The sequence below is a fragment of the Chryseobacterium sp. Marseille-Q8038 genome (assembly GCF_965111995.1).
Genome location: NZ_CBCOPN010000001.1, coordinates 2,856,749 through 2,872,466, shown reverse-complemented (window position 1 = coordinate 2,872,466; position 15,718 = coordinate 2,856,749). Strand labels below are relative to the sequence as shown.

The window sequence follows — 15,718 nt, the reverse complement described above, 5'->3', positions numbered from 1 at the left end:
TAAGAATTTGAAATATTCATCATTACATGCTTTGAACAAAATTTTTCCTTCTATGAAATTGGAAATTATATTTCAAGATGTTTTCTTGATTTTTAATGTTTTGGTCCATAATTGGGATTAATTTAGCCTTTAACTCTTTATAATATTTTTGGACAGTCTTTCTGTTTTTTGAAGCTATTTTTGACAGACTTTTGATGGTAATTTTGCCATATATACTATAATTCCATTCCTTCATTACTTTGAATAATTCAACTACAGATTTATTAGACTTATCCTTTCCGAGTTGTTTCATATTTAGGATTCTTTTTTCCCTTTGTAGTAAGATACTTTGTTTTATCATAAATAAATCTTCTTTCTTCATTAAAATTAGGTTCAATCTCTTTTTATATTTTTATATATCTTATTTAAAAGATCTTCTACAAAATTATTTTCAACAGGAGGAGTCATTCTGTTGTTGTTAATTTATTAATACAACCATAAATATTTTTTTTAGATACTTTTTTATTTAAAGCGACTAATTGAAGAGTTATTTTTTCTAATATATAGTATCTTTTATCTGACTCTATAGCTGTAAAAGGAACAAAAACTTTAGCATATCTCAATTTACTATCCTTTCCAAAATCATAGAAAACCATTTTCGTCATATTCTATATTTTTAGATTCTATGAGTTCATCCAAATTGTCAAATCTAATTTTATACGCTTAAATCGTATTTAGACAGTTTTTTAATATTATAATTGTTAATACTATTATTGTAGTGGGTATTTTTTGTAACATCATTTTCATCAGAAACTGTCAATCGGATGATAACAATTGAAATACTGGAATAATTTCTGTGCTACTATTGAAGTATGCATGTCTGTCATAAGGAAGAACGGTCAACCTATCAATTGATACTGCTTTCTCATCATAAGGTATGTCTAATAATCTAGCTATCTTTTTGGTAGCTTCCTTAAAGTTATTTAGAGTTAATCCATCTACTTTCACAACTAATGTCATTCCTGTGTTAGATAAACTTCTCCAGTATGCACATATATAGGTTGTATTAATCTCAAAATCTTGTTCGGTCATTCCATCAACATCGAGATAAAGATATCCTGTAGGATTCAAAACATTTTTTCCCTGATATATAATTATTTGAGAAATTAAAATTAATTGTTATTGCAGGTAATTTGTTGATCTTAATGTAGTTGTATTCTTTAGATTTTCTTTAGGTTTCTGGCATTTTCTACATATTGAATAGCAATTTCTTGAGGTGGAGATTTAATGAAATTTACTACTTCTTCAATATTATTAAATGAGCTTACAATAGCTCTGTTTTTACAATTGTTTATTTTGTTAATCATTTTATTATTTAGAATAAGGATATAGCGATAGCTCATACAGCTTGTTTGCTATATTTTTTGAGGTTTTATATTGTTTGAGAATTTACTTGATTTTAGGCTATTATTTGAGGTCTAAATCTGACTGTCTGAATGATTAACAAGATTATTATGCGCAATCTAAACCAAACTGTCAAAAAAGAAAAATAAACTAAACAAAGTCTGTGTATTTTTGTGTTTTCCATAATTAAGCTGTCTTTCTTGCCAAATATTTATTTACATTATTTTGGAAATCAGTAAAATTGTTTCTTTTGTGTTTTGTCATCCATTCCAACAATTCTAATCTTTTAAAGTAAAGTTTTCCATTGCCAGAAGATGAGTAGATAGGTAAATCTGTTCCTACACTACTAAGTTTATGTATATAACTTACATATATCCTGTAGTACCGCAGCTTCATATACATCTAGTACTTCTTTATTAAGAATAGTTGACATTTTAACTGTTTCTTTCAAATACTTTAATTCTCTTGCAATGTTCGTTAAATTTCTCTTAATTCATTTACAATTTTTTATCATATAATTTTTCTTTTTATTGTTATATAAATTCAATTGCAATTTCTGTATATTTTTGAGGAAGATTTGAGGAATAGATTATTCCACAAAAAGAAATAAAACTCCTGTATAAAGGAGTTTTAAAACTTTTTGTTAAGATTGTGTGGAATTACTGCGGAATAGGTTCTTAAATTTTCAACAATTTCAGCAATTGTGTTAATTTTTGTTGATTTGTCTATTGCCTGTTTTCACTTCACTAATAATTCTGCTAATACTATTTTTGTCTTTAATTTTTGGAATCTGATTGTTACTATTAGTTAAAAACAGAAATCTTTCTGCCCAAAACTTATTAAAAAATGTGCTATCTGATAATCTTCTTTGAAAAAGTCTCTTAGAGAATCAATCAGATGTGCTAAATCAGATTGGGTTTTACCAATCAGTATAATTGGTTCTGATGGAATTATATCTATATAAAAATGCTGTAAAAATACTTCTTTAGTACAAGATTCGTCAATAAATCCTTTTGTCCAGAGGTTTTCATGCAGTTGCCCAATAAAATCAGGTTTTCAAAAACAGTTTGTTTGATTGTATTATTGAGTGGTGGAGTAGAATTAGAATGTACTGGATTTACAAAAATTGAGAGATTGAGATATTGAGAAAATGTATTTTTATCATTGTTAATACTTGCTGATATAACAAAGTGATTTTCCAGTAAGTAAATAGATATCATCTTTTGTAGCATTGGCATCTAAAAACACACTATTATATTCAATAGATTCTTGCAATTGGTTAATAATATCTTTGAAAATTTTATTTTTACCAATGGGTTCAATTTCTAAATCATCAACAAGACTTTTGAGTAATCCGTAACAATTTACCATTAAATCATTATCGGAAAGGCTATAAGAAAAAGGAGCTATATCATATGATGATATATCAAAATGCCAGTCATTCACTTTTCTCTATATCAGCAACAGAATTATTAAAAATATGTGGAAATTCCTCAGATAGAGATACTTTCCAATTTGAAATATTCAAAATCATCACGTTTTCCAAATTATTTGACTTTCATAATTGAGGCCAGTGATATCATTAATGACAATGATCTTTCCCTTATCATTTAGATTTTGGTATCTTAAATTATATTGTTGAGGAATAAAATCCTTAATATATCCGTATTCTAAATATAAATTTGCTCAATCAGATTTTTAATGCCATCTAATCCCCCTATTCGAATGCGCATTATTCTATTGTAGATTTTGTCGTATGTATTTATGTTTTTCAATTGGAGAAAAATTTTATACTAATTTACTAAAAGCATCATCAATAATGCCATCCTCAAAATCTTTCGGGTATGAATTAGTAACAGAAACGAAGTGTCCCATTACCTGACTAGCGATACATCCGCAGAAACATTATTAAATTTTAAGTGAGTGGCAAAAGTATGTCTCCCTACGCAACTGGTTATATCTTCATCAATCTCCGTTTGTTCTGCTATGAATTTCAAATCAGAGTTAAAGATTTTTAAACATCTTCTATACCTTCCGTACAATTGCTTATCTGAAAGTTTATTTTTTAAGATAACAGGAAAAGATATATTTTACTTCTTCTGGTTTTAAGTAATTTCTGTAATATTCCAATATTTCCAATGCTTCTGATCTCAAAGGAACATTGAAGTCCCGACCTGTTTTACTTCTGGTATAGTACAGACGATTACCTTTTATATCATCCCATTCTAAGAATGCCATGTCTTTAAAGTTCATACCGCCAACGTAGTAAGAAAATAAAAACATTTTATAAGTATTAGTGTATTTGGGAAAACTTCCACAATCAAAAATTTTAAACATTGAAAACTGTTCTTCGCTCAATGCTATTTTACGAGACTGCATTTTCAATCTTTTCTGAATACTGTAACTGCCGAATGGATAATCTTCTTTTCTTGCATAACCCGACTTTATAGCAAGATTAAATAATGTTCTTAAATCGGTCATTCTGATTCTGATAGTTGTATTGCTACAAGATTTTGCTTAAAAATTTTCATATTTCGATAAAAATTCAATATCAATATCCTGTAATCTTAAGTCTATATTTTTTTCAAATTTGAATAACGATTGCATGGATTCTTTAATTGTTTTGGCATATCCGAATTTACTAAGCTCATTTAATGCATCAATTCTCTGTTGAAAAAATTCTTTCACAGAAATAGATTTTATTTTGTTACCTGCGGATTGTGTTCTAAACCTTGCATCAATGTCGTCTAAATTATAATCGAGCTCTTCGGATTCCAGTTCTACGATAGCTTCATTAAGACGGGTGTCTAATTTTTTCAAAGATTCATTAATTTCACGGGCTTTGCCGTGAGATGATTTCACTTTTTTATTTTTAGTATCCCATTGATTTTCTTGTACGGAAAATGGAGTAGTTATAACTTTAGATTTATTGCCTAGATATACTTTGAAAACAATTGGAAGACTTCCGTCTGCTTTAGGTTTATGTCGGAGCATGAGTTGTGTTGTTGCCATAGGTCAAGTTTTGGGTCAAGGTTAAAGGTCAAAAATAGTAAAAATAAGTCAAAATTCAAAATGAATTTTAATTGTAATTAATTGTAAAACAATGTATTTATGAATAAAAGTAAACAAAAGTAAATACCCTGATCCCTTACTCATAATCAGGTGGTCCCTGGTTCGAGCCCAGGTGGGACCACAATAAAATCAAGCACTTACAGAAATGTGAGTGTTTTTTTTATTTATTAACTGCAGCAATACTGAACTCTTTTTTCATTTTTCAAATTTGAAATTTGTGCAACAATTGAGGTAAACAGAGCAATCTTTAAGGATTACTTAAGGTAAAATCTTATGGGAAAAGAGAAGTGAATTATTGATAGTATATATGGTTGTAACTTCTTGATAAACAGGTGATAGGTGTGTTTTCTGGATTTGTAGTTTCCGAAATAATAAGACAAAAAAAACAGGACAAAACTGCCCTGCCTATACTTTTTATTAAATATTTTATTCTCTTTCAATAGGATTATTGTTAAGCTTATAAGATTCTTTTATTTCTTTCCCTTGCTTCTCAATAAAGTCTTTTACCTTCATGTCTGTTCCAGGCATTGTCATACCTAATAATTGAGGGGTTAGCTCACTTCTCATGGCAGCTAAAGGGTCTTGTTTGTAATTTTCGAATGTTTTTGTGAATCTCCCTTTTTCTACGATCTTCACATTACCACTGGTAAATTTTTTAACCAGTGAATCTTCACTGCTATCTTTAGCTTTTCTATTTCCTTTTAAGGTAAATGAATAATGTTGTTGATCGTCTTCTATTTTTACAATTAATCCAGGTAAACCATTAAATTTATAGGGGCCGTCATTAAAAGGAAGATCCTTACAAAACCAGGCAGTCCATTTTCTTCCTGCAAAATTTAATGTTGCTTTCTGGGCATTATATTCACCGATTTTTTGTGTTTCTTTCTGAATTTTCCAATCAAAATTTAATTTTTCCTGATAGCCAAATGTAATAGGAGTCAATCCGTTCATAATATCTTCAGTATATTGAACTTCCATATCAGGATGTTTTTTTGTTACAGAATAGGTAAACCGAACATTGGGAAGAGCTGTTTGATTTTCATAGATACCTGTTTTTTGCATTTTTTTAAATACTTCGTTGGAGATCGAATCTGAAACGATTAATTGATAATCTTTAAAGATTGATTGATCTTTTTTAATATCCAAAACCATCATCGCTGTTTCATTCCTTAAAGAATCTTTTTTAGGTTTATATTGTACTTCATAAAAAAAGCGATTTATTTCCTGGGCTTTGGTTTTGATCGTTATTAAGAAAAATAATGGTAGTATTAATAAGTATTTCATAGGGTAATTTTTAAAAATAGTATCTGTATTTTGCAAAAATTTTATAACAAAAATCTGTAAAAAAAGTAGGCAAAAAAGAGAAAAAAGAAATAAACCTCCAGGGAGAAGTAAAGTTGGCCAATATTTCAAATATTGCCTTTGATCTTACCCAAACTTCATTGTTATTGACATAATATATGGTTTGAAGATCTATAAATTTTATTCCTTTATCACGAAGAATTTTTCTTGCCTCTTTGCTTCTTACGGACGTGATTTCCAGTGTTTCAATGTTTGATTGGCTCCATTTTGAAAACCGGGTGCAAAACTTACATTCAGAATCATAAATAATAACTTTCATTTTGTGAAATTTTAATTCGGTTGTAAGTCCGAATGATTTTTTATGTTTTTATATTGTGATAAAATGAATAGCGAAGAAAATGATCCTGCCAACAGACCTGTAAATATCATCACGCCACTTTGGAGAATAAATGGAATTCTTTTCATGTAATCAATATTTTTTGAGGTTACCGCATATTGTCTGGATATAATCTGCAATGTTTCCGCATATTTTAAAGACAGCGTTTTATCAACTAAAGCATAGACGAAAACATCAATTAAAAAAATCATAATGCTGCTTAGGATAAACGTACAAATGATATAATAAAAATTTGCGATATGATTTATTTCTTCTACACTCTTATATTTCTTTAAGGATAGAAACAAAATAACGGCGGCTATTATAAAAGCAATAAGCAATGAAAAAACAGGGAAAAAGGCAACAGCCGTCATACTGAAATTATCATAAGAAAGAGCGTATGCAAGCCCATAAATACATCCTGTAAAGGATAAAGCGATCACTATTGAAGTAATAAAAATATACTCCAATGAAATAAGATTATTGTCCATAGAAATTAGTTTTAAATGCTAAATGTTTGTGTAAGAGACCCAATCTTTCTGAATATCTTCTGTAAGATGCGTCCTTATTAAATGGTATTCTTCTGAAAGATAAATTTTAACGAATTTTCCATTTTGTAAATGACCGATATAATCACAGCAATGGGTAAGAGTTTCCATGATGTGAGAACTTATTAAGACGATCTTATTCCTTTTTTTAATTCATCAATAATAAAATAGAATTTTTCGACACTGTCAAAATCAAGTCCGTTAAATGGCTCGTCAAATAAATATACTGGCCTGTCAATTAAAATATTACAAAGGATTGCAAGTTTCTTTTTTGTTCCTAATGAAAGCTTTTCAACAATAGCATCTGTTGGAATATTAAAGAAATTTGTCAGTTTTTTCATTTTTTCATCCTCGTTTTCATTGATAAACAGACTTAAAATATCGTTAACTGATAGGTAAGGATAAAAATAATTTTCAGATTCCAGATAAGAAATATCTCTTTTACTTAAGGTTGATTTTGTAGTAATATCTGCCCGTTGTATTTTGTATTTTGAAAAATAGATTCAAATAAAGTTGTTTTGCCAGCACCATTTCTTCCTAAAACCCCAAATATGTGCCCTTCATTTATTTCTAAATTAAGGTTATCTATAACTTCTTTGGCGTTATACTTCACTGTAATATTTTGTATCCTAAACATATTGAGCAATTTTCTTTAAGGCTGATTTTCTATTATTTATTATATAAATTATTGCTGGAATTATCAACCCAATAATAAGGGCAAATTTGAAAAAGTCTGCATCATTGACATGGGTCGTCTTTATTTTTTCATTATAACTTATATACTTATGAATAACAATGATATAATTTGAAAGTAAAAGATAAAGACTGAAATAAATTATATATTCTCTTTGTAAAGGATTTAAAAATGCAAAGGTGATGATTGCCGGAATTGAAATCATCCAGCAAATCAAAAAGGAAGACATGATTTTTTTTCTAATCTCAATTTTGAAAACTGTAGGATGAGAATTTCTTTATTTTCCTGGAGTGAATATACATGCAGGAGAATGTGTAGCCAACATAATCCTAATATTAGTAAAGTTGCCGGATGATATCCTAAGAAAGCAGAAAATAATCCAAAAGAAAAGAAAATTACAATATTCTTTCGGATGTAAGCTTTCCATTCTAATAAGGCATTTGGAATTTTATTGATAAATTTTGGATTTGCAACATATTTTTTAAACTTTAATAAGGGCAAAATGAAGCATAAAAAAACATTTCCCAAAAAGACAAAGTTGCTTTCTTTAAAAATGAAAAATAAATTTATGAATGTCCAAATTATACAATATTCTAATGCAAGGCTTATATAGAATTGCTTTCCTAAAATATTCTTTAAAAAATTAATATCCTTTCGTGTAGAGTGAATGATAAATAAAACAGTTGATGAAATTAATGCATAATAACTATTGTTATTTGTTTTAAAAAAGACCAAAAACAAAAGTATTATACTTACTAAAAGACCAATATCCATACTTTGGTTTGAAGCTTTAAGTAATAATTTTAATCTCAGTTTCAGATATCTTTTAAGCATATTCTTTACTAAATATTTTTCTTTTGAATAGCAATGCAATTTTTTGAAAATAAACTCCTGCTTTTTTCCATTCCTCATCACTTATGAAAAAACCATAACACATCATAAATAGAATCTCAAAATCATGAATCATCATAAAAATATAAATTCCCAGATGGATCAGTATTCCAAGAGCGAATACAACGTATTTCCCGGTTTTATGCCAGGCAAGAAAAGGAAATGCTAACTCCCAGATTAACGTAATATAGGTGGAAAGCGTTACAAAAATTCCATTTTTTGCTAAGATGTTATTCATTTCTGTTCCTTTAAATCTTTCTAATTGCAAAGTATAATAAGTGGCAACACCACTGAACCACACTTTAGCATTGAATTTGAATATGGCAGAAACGAAATAAATCAAAGATAAATGAATTTTTATGATAAAACCGATATTTGATTGACAAAATAGCTGATACTGTCTTTTTTTTGCTCGGTACTGTTATTCAAGGTAAAATATCTGTAACAATCTGTAAAAATCATGTATAGTAAAAGAAACTTCAGCAAGTTATCACCACCATTTAATATAAAAGGATAGGCTCTTTGAACTATTTCCACAGAGATATATAACAATAATGGAGTGATATACCTGAAAATTCCAAAGGCAAATAAAATGCTTAGCAATAATATAACACTAAGAATAATATTAATGTTTTGAAAAATAGTAGACTGATGAATACCAAATAGCTGAAATATCTGATTCACCGGAGCTGCTTTCAAAAATGTAGCATCAGTGATTAAATCCTTATTAAAAAATAGTTGTAAGTATTTTTTAAACACATGTATTGATATCAATATCCTGAAAACAGAAAGGTATATATAGTGATTTGAATGGAATAGTTTTTTCATTTTAAAAAGGATATGGATTGAATGCAATTACTTTAGATTCTACATTGGGCTTTTTACTTTCTCTATTGGCAAACTTTTTAATTTCTTCAGAATTTATGTTTATGGTTACATATTTTACTGACTTTAATTTCTCTACGGACATTTTATCTTTTCCAACAATCTTTGCATAGTCTTTCAATAAAAGAAAACCTTGAACCTGTTCAGGGACTTTATTGAGTCTTTCTACTGCAAGAAGATTTGCATTGTGAAGATCTAATCCAGGCTGTTCGGTGTTTATTTCAGTTCTTTCTTTCACGATTGTATTCACAATACCTTCAATAGATCCATAAATTGTATAATCTACCATTTCGGCTCTACCATTAAATGGCCTTGTATTTCGTTTTGATTCTATAATTGAAGAATAAACTTCGAAAGCGGCAATTTCATTTTTATTTTCATCCAGATAAGTAAAATAAAGCTTGTAGTTAAATTGCGGTGGAGGAGCAAAAAAACTCCACTTTTGAGCAAAAAAGGTAGAAAATATTTTCATCTCTTTTTGGTACTCAATTTTTATAAAATTATTGGGTGAATTATATAAAAATGTAAAAAGCCAATAAATTGATACACAAGTAACTATAAGTATTTTAATTGCTTTTTTCATAATTATTCGGAAAAAAATGGCTCATTGTACTAATGAGCCATTAAATCATTATTAGTCTAAGTTCTGAGTGCTTGCTGAAACCTCATCTGTTGCATGTAGACCATCTACTATAGCTGAAACAACCATTACTGCAAGAAGAACGGTACCGGCAACAGCAGATACACTTGAACCTGGAGGAAGTGCCTGGCGTGATGTGTTAGAAGACTGTACTTGGTCACCATAAGCGATACCTTGTGCTTTAACTACATTAGGCACTAAGAAATTTAATGCAAATACGAATGCCATTCCACCTGCGAAAACTGAGTTTCTGATTTTTTTGTTCATGATAAATTTTGTTTTTTTTTGATAATTAATTTTGCCATATAATCCCTGGCATGGGTGTTTTGCTGATCAGCGTTATTTCATTTTTATATTGCGCAGATATTAAAATAAAAAGGTTAAGATTATTTGTTGTTCTAACCAAGGCAAAGATGCGTGCGTTTTTTTGGGGACACAAGAAAAGGATAGCGGGATTTATAAATTTTGGGTGAATATCCTTATGAATTTATAAATTTAGATAAGGGATTTTTAAAACTTAAGTAGTTGTTTATTAGTTTTTTATATTGAATAAAATATCCTGTATAAAAACTTATGAGAAACTCATGTAAAGTTTCTTTGGGGAAGGGAAATAATATCAGAAAATAGAAGCAGAAGCGGTGATTTTGAAAATTTTTTTATAAAAATGATTGATACGCCATTGTTTTATAATATCGCAGTAGGTAATCATAAATCACCATTTCAAATAATCTCTGTTGAGAAACAAATAATCTATTAATATTCATATGAAAAATGCTCTGAAATAAAATTTGCAGAGGCATTTCTAAAGAGTGGTTGTTCTGTTTATGAAGAATGCTCTGCAGCGCTGAGTGTTTTTCTTCAATATTATAAATAATAGCGTTTCTTTCTTCCAAAAACTCTTCGGAATTAATAAAGTATACAAATGTAGGTTTAAACTCTCGGTATTTTTTGTCTAGCTGGCTATTGAGTCTTTTATCTGCATTAAATTCTTGTTTAAAAGTAGTATTATAATGTTTGATCCATTCCAGTTTTTTTTGAATGGAAAGATTCAGTTTATTCAACATCTCATCAATATAAAACAAGCTAACCATGATCTTTTCTTCATCACTATAATGCAGACATTTCAGCGTAAACTCACTGTTTTTGTGAAACAGTGTTTCCACTTCTTCCATTGTATTTTTTCCGTACCTTTCCATTTCCCGGTTATAGGTATCGGTCATAATGGTAAAGATCTCTCCACTGTCTATATAAGGCTGAAAAAGTCTGTGGGCTGCAGTAAGAATTTCATTGTAATATTGGGGATCATTTAATTTTAATCTTATCCTCAAATGGGATCTGGGATCATAATACCGTATGAAAAACCACCCGGATATATAGCCGTTCGTCTGAAAAAATTCTATTAAAGGCTGTATCACTTCTTCAAGGATACTATCAGAAGTTTTTATACCTGTGTATATTTTCAGGTATAACCAATCGCTTCCAGGGATAAAAGTTCGTTGCATTGTTAAATCTTACTTATTTTTATCTTTAATCGCTTTATACATTGGAAAAATAAACTCTCGTCTAAAATGATCATTTTCATCATATAAAAATTCTTCTATAATGATTGATTTTTCACTTTTAACGGTTTGAATAAAAAGCTTTGCCATGTCATAATTTTCGAGAGTCATGGTTAAAGTATTATCAAATTTAGACCATTGAATCCAGTTTGGAATTTTTCTTTTATTTCTCCAGCTTTTTAGTTCTTCTAAAAAATCTTTTTTGTTATCCTTTAACTGATCTAACAAAAAAATATCTTTTTCTGTAATCTTCCATCGTGCTTTTGAAAGAATGATATTATGGTATTCTATCCTTGGTAAAAATGTATAAATATATTCTAAATCACCCCAGTTAAAATAAAGCCCAGGTCTGATATGCTGTGCATGCAAGTCGGATAGGAAGTGATAAACAGGTAATGTATTTGTATAATAATTATGAGCGTTTGTCAGATAAGGGATAACCCTCTTATTTAGTTTTTTTGAACGTAAAATAATCTCATCATTCTTTAAAGAAATATAAAGATCTTCTGTTGAAATCTGGTTTTCTGCGGGCAATAGAGATTGAGCTAAATAAGGAATCTCATACGCTCTCAAAGTAGGTCTCCGTATAATATTTCCTATTCTTGCTTCCGGTAAATGGATGATTTCGGCCAGAATCTCATCAGGTCTGAGTTCTTCTTCTTTTTTAGCAATATTTTTGAGAAGATTCTGTACTTCCGATTTTTCGGAACAAAATCGCCCTAACAGCGTACCGGCACTACTTCCTGTACTTGCATTTAAAAATATTTTTTCCTGATGATTTTCAGAAATGATTTCAGCCATGATAGATGTTGTATCAGGCATATTATCCCAGTTTTCTTCAAAACCTTCAAAATCCGCATCTGTTAGTTTGATACTGTATTGACTGTCTAATAAAGCTTCCTGTAATTTCTTATTAAGTATGATCTGAACAGGAGTAAACTCAATTTTTTTGTTTTGTTTTTCCTGCAGAGTAGGAAGTGCCAAATCTTCTATATAAGGATGGATACCCTTTGGAGATACATTTTGCTTATATCCAATACCTATTTCAGTGTCCAAGACATAGAGTAGGGGCATTTCCTGAGCATCAAACTTTTCGGTAAAAGCTTTTTTAAATTTTGAAAATTGAGTTTCTTTTTGTTCTAAAGTAATCTTATTCAGAAAACTTATCCCTTTTTTTATTTCCTTTTTCCAACTTGTTGATAAGTAAAAACAAGATTTATTATAGAGATCCGTTTGAAAGAGATATTTTTGTTCATAATCCATTGTAAGGGATTGTACTATCTCTCTGATTTCATCATATAATCGAGTTGGATTCCCAATATTTAAATCCAGTTTTTCCAGCTTATTTTTTAAGGAAACCAACATTTCAGTTTCGTTTTTTATTCCTAATCTGTTGAGAACAGTAATGATAGCGTTTAAAAAATCGGTTCCTGATACATTAGGTTCCAGTTCACTTACCAGAACCTGATTTTCAATTAATTCTTCTACAAATTCTCTTGCATCATTTTCTGTTATCTCTTCATTAATAAGGATATGCGAAATCTCGCTAATGGTTTTACCTCGTTCTGAAAAATTTATTATTTGCTGTAATTCTGCAGATATTGGGGCAGAGGAAATAATGTACTCTCTTTTTCCTCCTGTATATTGATATTCTATATAGCGGATTTTATGGCCTATTGTATAGATCGTGTTATTAGGCGAAAATAAAAGCTTGTTCTTTACAATGGGTAGCTGTGTAAAATATTGAGCCAGAGAAACAAGTAAATGCATATCCAATTTGGTATCCCGTAATAATTGGTCTGCTGGTAGCTGATTTCCTGTTTTGTGGTTGGAAAGGTTGGATGTTTCTACAGAAAATTTACCTAACCCTATTCCAGAAAATAAGCCGAATGGGGTACAACGTGTACTCATTCGGCTATAATATTTTAGTAGGGTATTTTTTAGCTTGTGATGTTCTTTGGGTGAAAATTGTTTTTCTGAGTTCAGCCATTTCTCAAACTCCTCATATAAATTGGAGGAAGCAAGATAAATAGACTCCTTAAAAACAGGATTATTAACAATCTCTTTTAATTTCACATCTGAAATTTCATCTTGATTGAGCTGTTCCTGAAAGCTCTTTCGTGAGAATAACGGCGTACGTACTACATACTCATTAAAAAAATCATAAGGGAAACGTGACATTTATTTTCTTGTATGTTCTTTGGGTTGGTAGTCAGGATGTCCTAATTGCCAGAATGCAAAAGTGAATATATCATCAATGTTGGTATATCGTTGATCCACTGCAACATTATTTCCATGACCTCCTTCAAAATCTATTTTTAATAATTGAGGATTTGAAGAAATATTATTAAACATTAATTTAGCAGCATATTTTACGGGCTCCCAGACAATAACTCGTTGATCATTTATTCCTCCGGTTATAAAGGTAGCAGGATATTTTTCTCCTTTTTTAATATGATGATAAGCATCCATTTCCAGTAAATTTTTAAACTCTTTTGGATCCTTAACCGTTCCAAATTCTTTAGGCTGGCCATTAGGAGTTATTTCATCTCTTAGCGGATTCATTACTCCTACTTCAGCAATAACAACTTTAAAAAGATCTGGTCTCTCTGTCATGGCTCTTCCTACAGTAATTCCTCCTGCACTGGCACCCCAAATCGCTACTTTTTCCTTTGAAGTATATTTTTCTTTTATCAGATATTCTGTACAGTCTATCAAATCCCTCCATGTATTAGGTTTGGTCTCTTTATATCCTCCTAAACGCCACTCTTCTCCTTTTTCTCCTCCGCCTCTGACGTGAGCTATGGCAACCATTCCGCCCTGAAGAACCCATAATAAATAAGTCTTTGAAAAATAGGGGTTGTTAGAAATTCCATAAGAACCGTAACTATCAATGAGGGTCATATTCTTACTATCTTTTTTTATATTTTTATTATAGAGTAAGGATACGGGGATTTCTTTCCCATCTCTTGATTTTACAACAATTTCACTCACAACAATATCCTTGAACTCAGGGTAATTTGCAACGGGTGCAAGATTTTCCGGTGTAAAAGTATTGGTTTTTAGATCATATTTAAATGTTTGTTCCTCATTTGCCCAACCAGAGCAAGTGATCCAAATATCAGAATAACTTTCGCTTTTAGATCTTAAATTAATGTCTCCGGAAGGATAGGGAATCTCAATAGCATGATTTTGCCCGTTTTTATGTAAATATAGCTTTGCTTCCACACCGTTTTTTGTAGTGGTATAGTAAATGCCATCTTTTGTAATTCTGTAACTTTTAATAATCTCATCCTTTTTTTCAGGAATCAAAACTTCACCATTCTTAAAGTCTGGATTGATAACACTGGTTTTACATAACTTATTAAGAGATGTATTATAACCTGATATAAAAAATATTTTATCTTTTTGAAAATCTAAACTCTTTACTTTATCGTCCGGATTGGAAAATAATTTCCAATTTTTTTTACCTGATAATAAATCCTGCTTACTGATGATAAATGTTTTTCTGTAAGATTGGAAATCGACTAACATCCCGATATAATATTGATCCTCGATGTTATAGTCTAAAATTATGGGAAACTGATCTTCGGTAATATGCAAATCTGGATTATTCTTAGCCGAAAAAACGTCTATAGAAGTATTGGGATCAGTTCCTATTTTATAGAATACCGTTTTCGTATTTTTATAAAAATTCTGAGATGTTGGGTCGGTTGTAGAAAATTCCACATAGATAAATCCGGTATTGTCATCCGTCCATTTTATTCCATCGAAAGTGGCTGGAGCGGAGTTGGTAATGATTTCAGGATGAACGTATTTGGTTTTTACATCCATAATGATTACTTCTGACACTTCTTTTCCCTTTTCAGACATTGAAACTGCTATTTTGCTAGCGTCCCAGCTTGGGCTGATGTAATTGATAACAAAAGAATGGTTTCCATCTTTCTCTTTATACATCACAGGATCATATAGTAATATTTCTTTACCTAAGAAACCATCCCGATAGTATAGTTTAGCGATCTTTTCATCGCCATTTTTCTTTAAATAAAAATATTTGTCATTATTGGTAATTTTCAAATCCGATATAGAGTAGCCCTGCCTTCTGTCAAATTCCAGCCTTTTTTCCAGATAATAGTTTTTTTGGGGAATTTGATTTAATATAGAATTTGTATAATTTGTTTGGGATTGCATCCAATTTGTAGTCGAGGGGTTTTGAAGATCCTCTAGATTTCTATATTCATCTATTATTTTAGTTCCAAAATAATTTTCTGTAATAGGTTTTGAAGGTGCTGCATTAGTTTTTTGAGCATATAAAGGAAGTACAAAAAAGATTGCAATAATGACAAATATTAATTTTTTCATATTTAT

At 29.9% G+C, this 15,718-nt stretch carries 15 protein-coding genes and 2 pseudogenes; all 17 read right to left on the bottom strand.

Going from position 1 to position 15,718, the window contains the following annotated elements; translation table 11 throughout:
* Positions 1-22: 22 nt before the first annotated feature.
* Positions 23-361, bottom strand: a complete 339-nt coding sequence (locus tag ACWPWS_RS13355; RefSeq protein ID WP_454046815.1) for a hypothetical protein — start codon at positions 359-361, stop codon at positions 23-25.
* Positions 362-443: 82 nt separating this feature from the next.
* Positions 444-644: a hypothetical protein gene (locus ACWPWS_RS13350; protein WP_454046814.1), complete on the bottom strand. Its 201-nt coding sequence runs from the start codon at positions 642-644 to the stop codon at positions 444-446.
* 151 nt (positions 645-795) lie between these two features.
* Complete coding sequence (locus tag ACWPWS_RS13345; RefSeq protein ID WP_454046813.1) at positions 796-1,110, bottom strand: hypothetical protein; 315 nt, start codon at positions 1,108-1,110, stop codon at positions 796-798.
* An 89-nt stretch (positions 1,111-1,199) separates the two neighbouring features.
* Positions 1,200-1,346, bottom strand: a complete 147-nt coding sequence (locus ACWPWS_RS13340; RefSeq protein WP_454046812.1) for a hypothetical protein — start codon at positions 1,344-1,346, stop codon at positions 1,200-1,202.
* Between the two features lie 1,204 nt (positions 1,347-2,550).
* Positions 2,551-2,829: a hypothetical protein gene (locus ACWPWS_RS13335; RefSeq protein ID WP_454046811.1), complete on the bottom strand. Its 279-nt coding sequence runs from the start codon at positions 2,827-2,829 to the stop codon at positions 2,551-2,553.
* A 612-nt stretch (positions 2,830-3,441) separates the two neighbouring features.
* Positions 3,442-4,377, bottom strand: a pseudogene (locus ACWPWS_RS13330) (phage integrase SAM-like domain-containing protein).
* Positions 4,378-4,881: 504 nt separating this feature from the next.
* Positions 4,882-5,739, bottom strand: coding sequence for a GLPGLI family protein (locus ACWPWS_RS13325; protein WP_209785961.1), 858 nt, complete (start codon positions 5,737-5,739; stop codon positions 4,882-4,884).
* A gap of 10 nt (positions 5,740-5,749) precedes the next feature.
* Positions 5,750-6,076, bottom strand: a complete 327-nt coding sequence (locus ACWPWS_RS13320) for a thiol-disulfide oxidoreductase DCC family protein (protein WP_209785960.1) — start codon at positions 6,074-6,076, stop codon at positions 5,750-5,752.
* A gap of 11 nt (positions 6,077-6,087) precedes the next feature.
* On the bottom strand, positions 6,088-6,624 hold the full coding sequence (locus tag ACWPWS_RS13315; RefSeq protein ID WP_454046810.1) for a hypothetical protein: 537 nt from the start codon (positions 6,622-6,624) through the stop codon (positions 6,088-6,090).
* A gap of 182 nt (positions 6,625-6,806) precedes the next feature.
* Positions 6,807-7,318, bottom strand: a pseudogene (locus ACWPWS_RS13310) (ATP-binding cassette domain-containing protein).
* Between the two features lie 270 nt (positions 7,319-7,588).
* The gene (locus ACWPWS_RS13305; RefSeq protein WP_454046809.1) at positions 7,589-8,149 is read right to left on the bottom strand and encodes a hypothetical protein; all 561 of its coding nucleotides are present in this window, start codon (positions 8,147-8,149) and stop codon (positions 7,589-7,591) included.
* A 52-nt stretch (positions 8,150-8,201) separates the two neighbouring features.
* Complete coding sequence (locus tag ACWPWS_RS13300) at positions 8,202-8,609, bottom strand: hypothetical protein (protein WP_209785956.1); 408 nt, start codon at positions 8,607-8,609, stop codon at positions 8,202-8,204.
* A 486-nt stretch (positions 8,610-9,095) separates the two neighbouring features.
* A complete protein-coding gene (locus ACWPWS_RS13295) occupies positions 9,096-9,734 on the bottom strand; it encodes a hypothetical protein (protein WP_309513116.1) in 639 nt (212 codons plus the stop codon).
* 51 nt (positions 9,735-9,785) lie between these two features.
* Positions 9,786-9,989: a hypothetical protein gene (locus ACWPWS_RS13290; protein ID WP_123864365.1), complete on the bottom strand. Its 204-nt coding sequence runs from the start codon at positions 9,987-9,989 to the stop codon at positions 9,786-9,788.
* Positions 9,990-10,447: 458 nt separating this feature from the next.
* A complete protein-coding gene (locus ACWPWS_RS13285; protein WP_454046808.1) occupies positions 10,448-11,293 on the bottom strand; it encodes a thiopeptide-type bacteriocin biosynthesis protein in 846 nt (281 codons plus the stop codon).
* Between the two features lie 9 nt (positions 11,294-11,302).
* Positions 11,303-13,531, bottom strand: coding sequence for a lantibiotic dehydratase family protein (locus ACWPWS_RS13280; protein ID WP_454046807.1), 2,229 nt, complete (start codon positions 13,529-13,531; stop codon positions 11,303-11,305).
* Positions 13,532-15,712: a prolyl oligopeptidase family serine peptidase gene (locus ACWPWS_RS13275; RefSeq protein WP_454046806.1), complete on the bottom strand. Its 2,181-nt coding sequence runs from the start codon at positions 15,710-15,712 to the stop codon at positions 13,532-13,534.
* Positions 15,713-15,718: the final 6 nt, after the last annotated feature.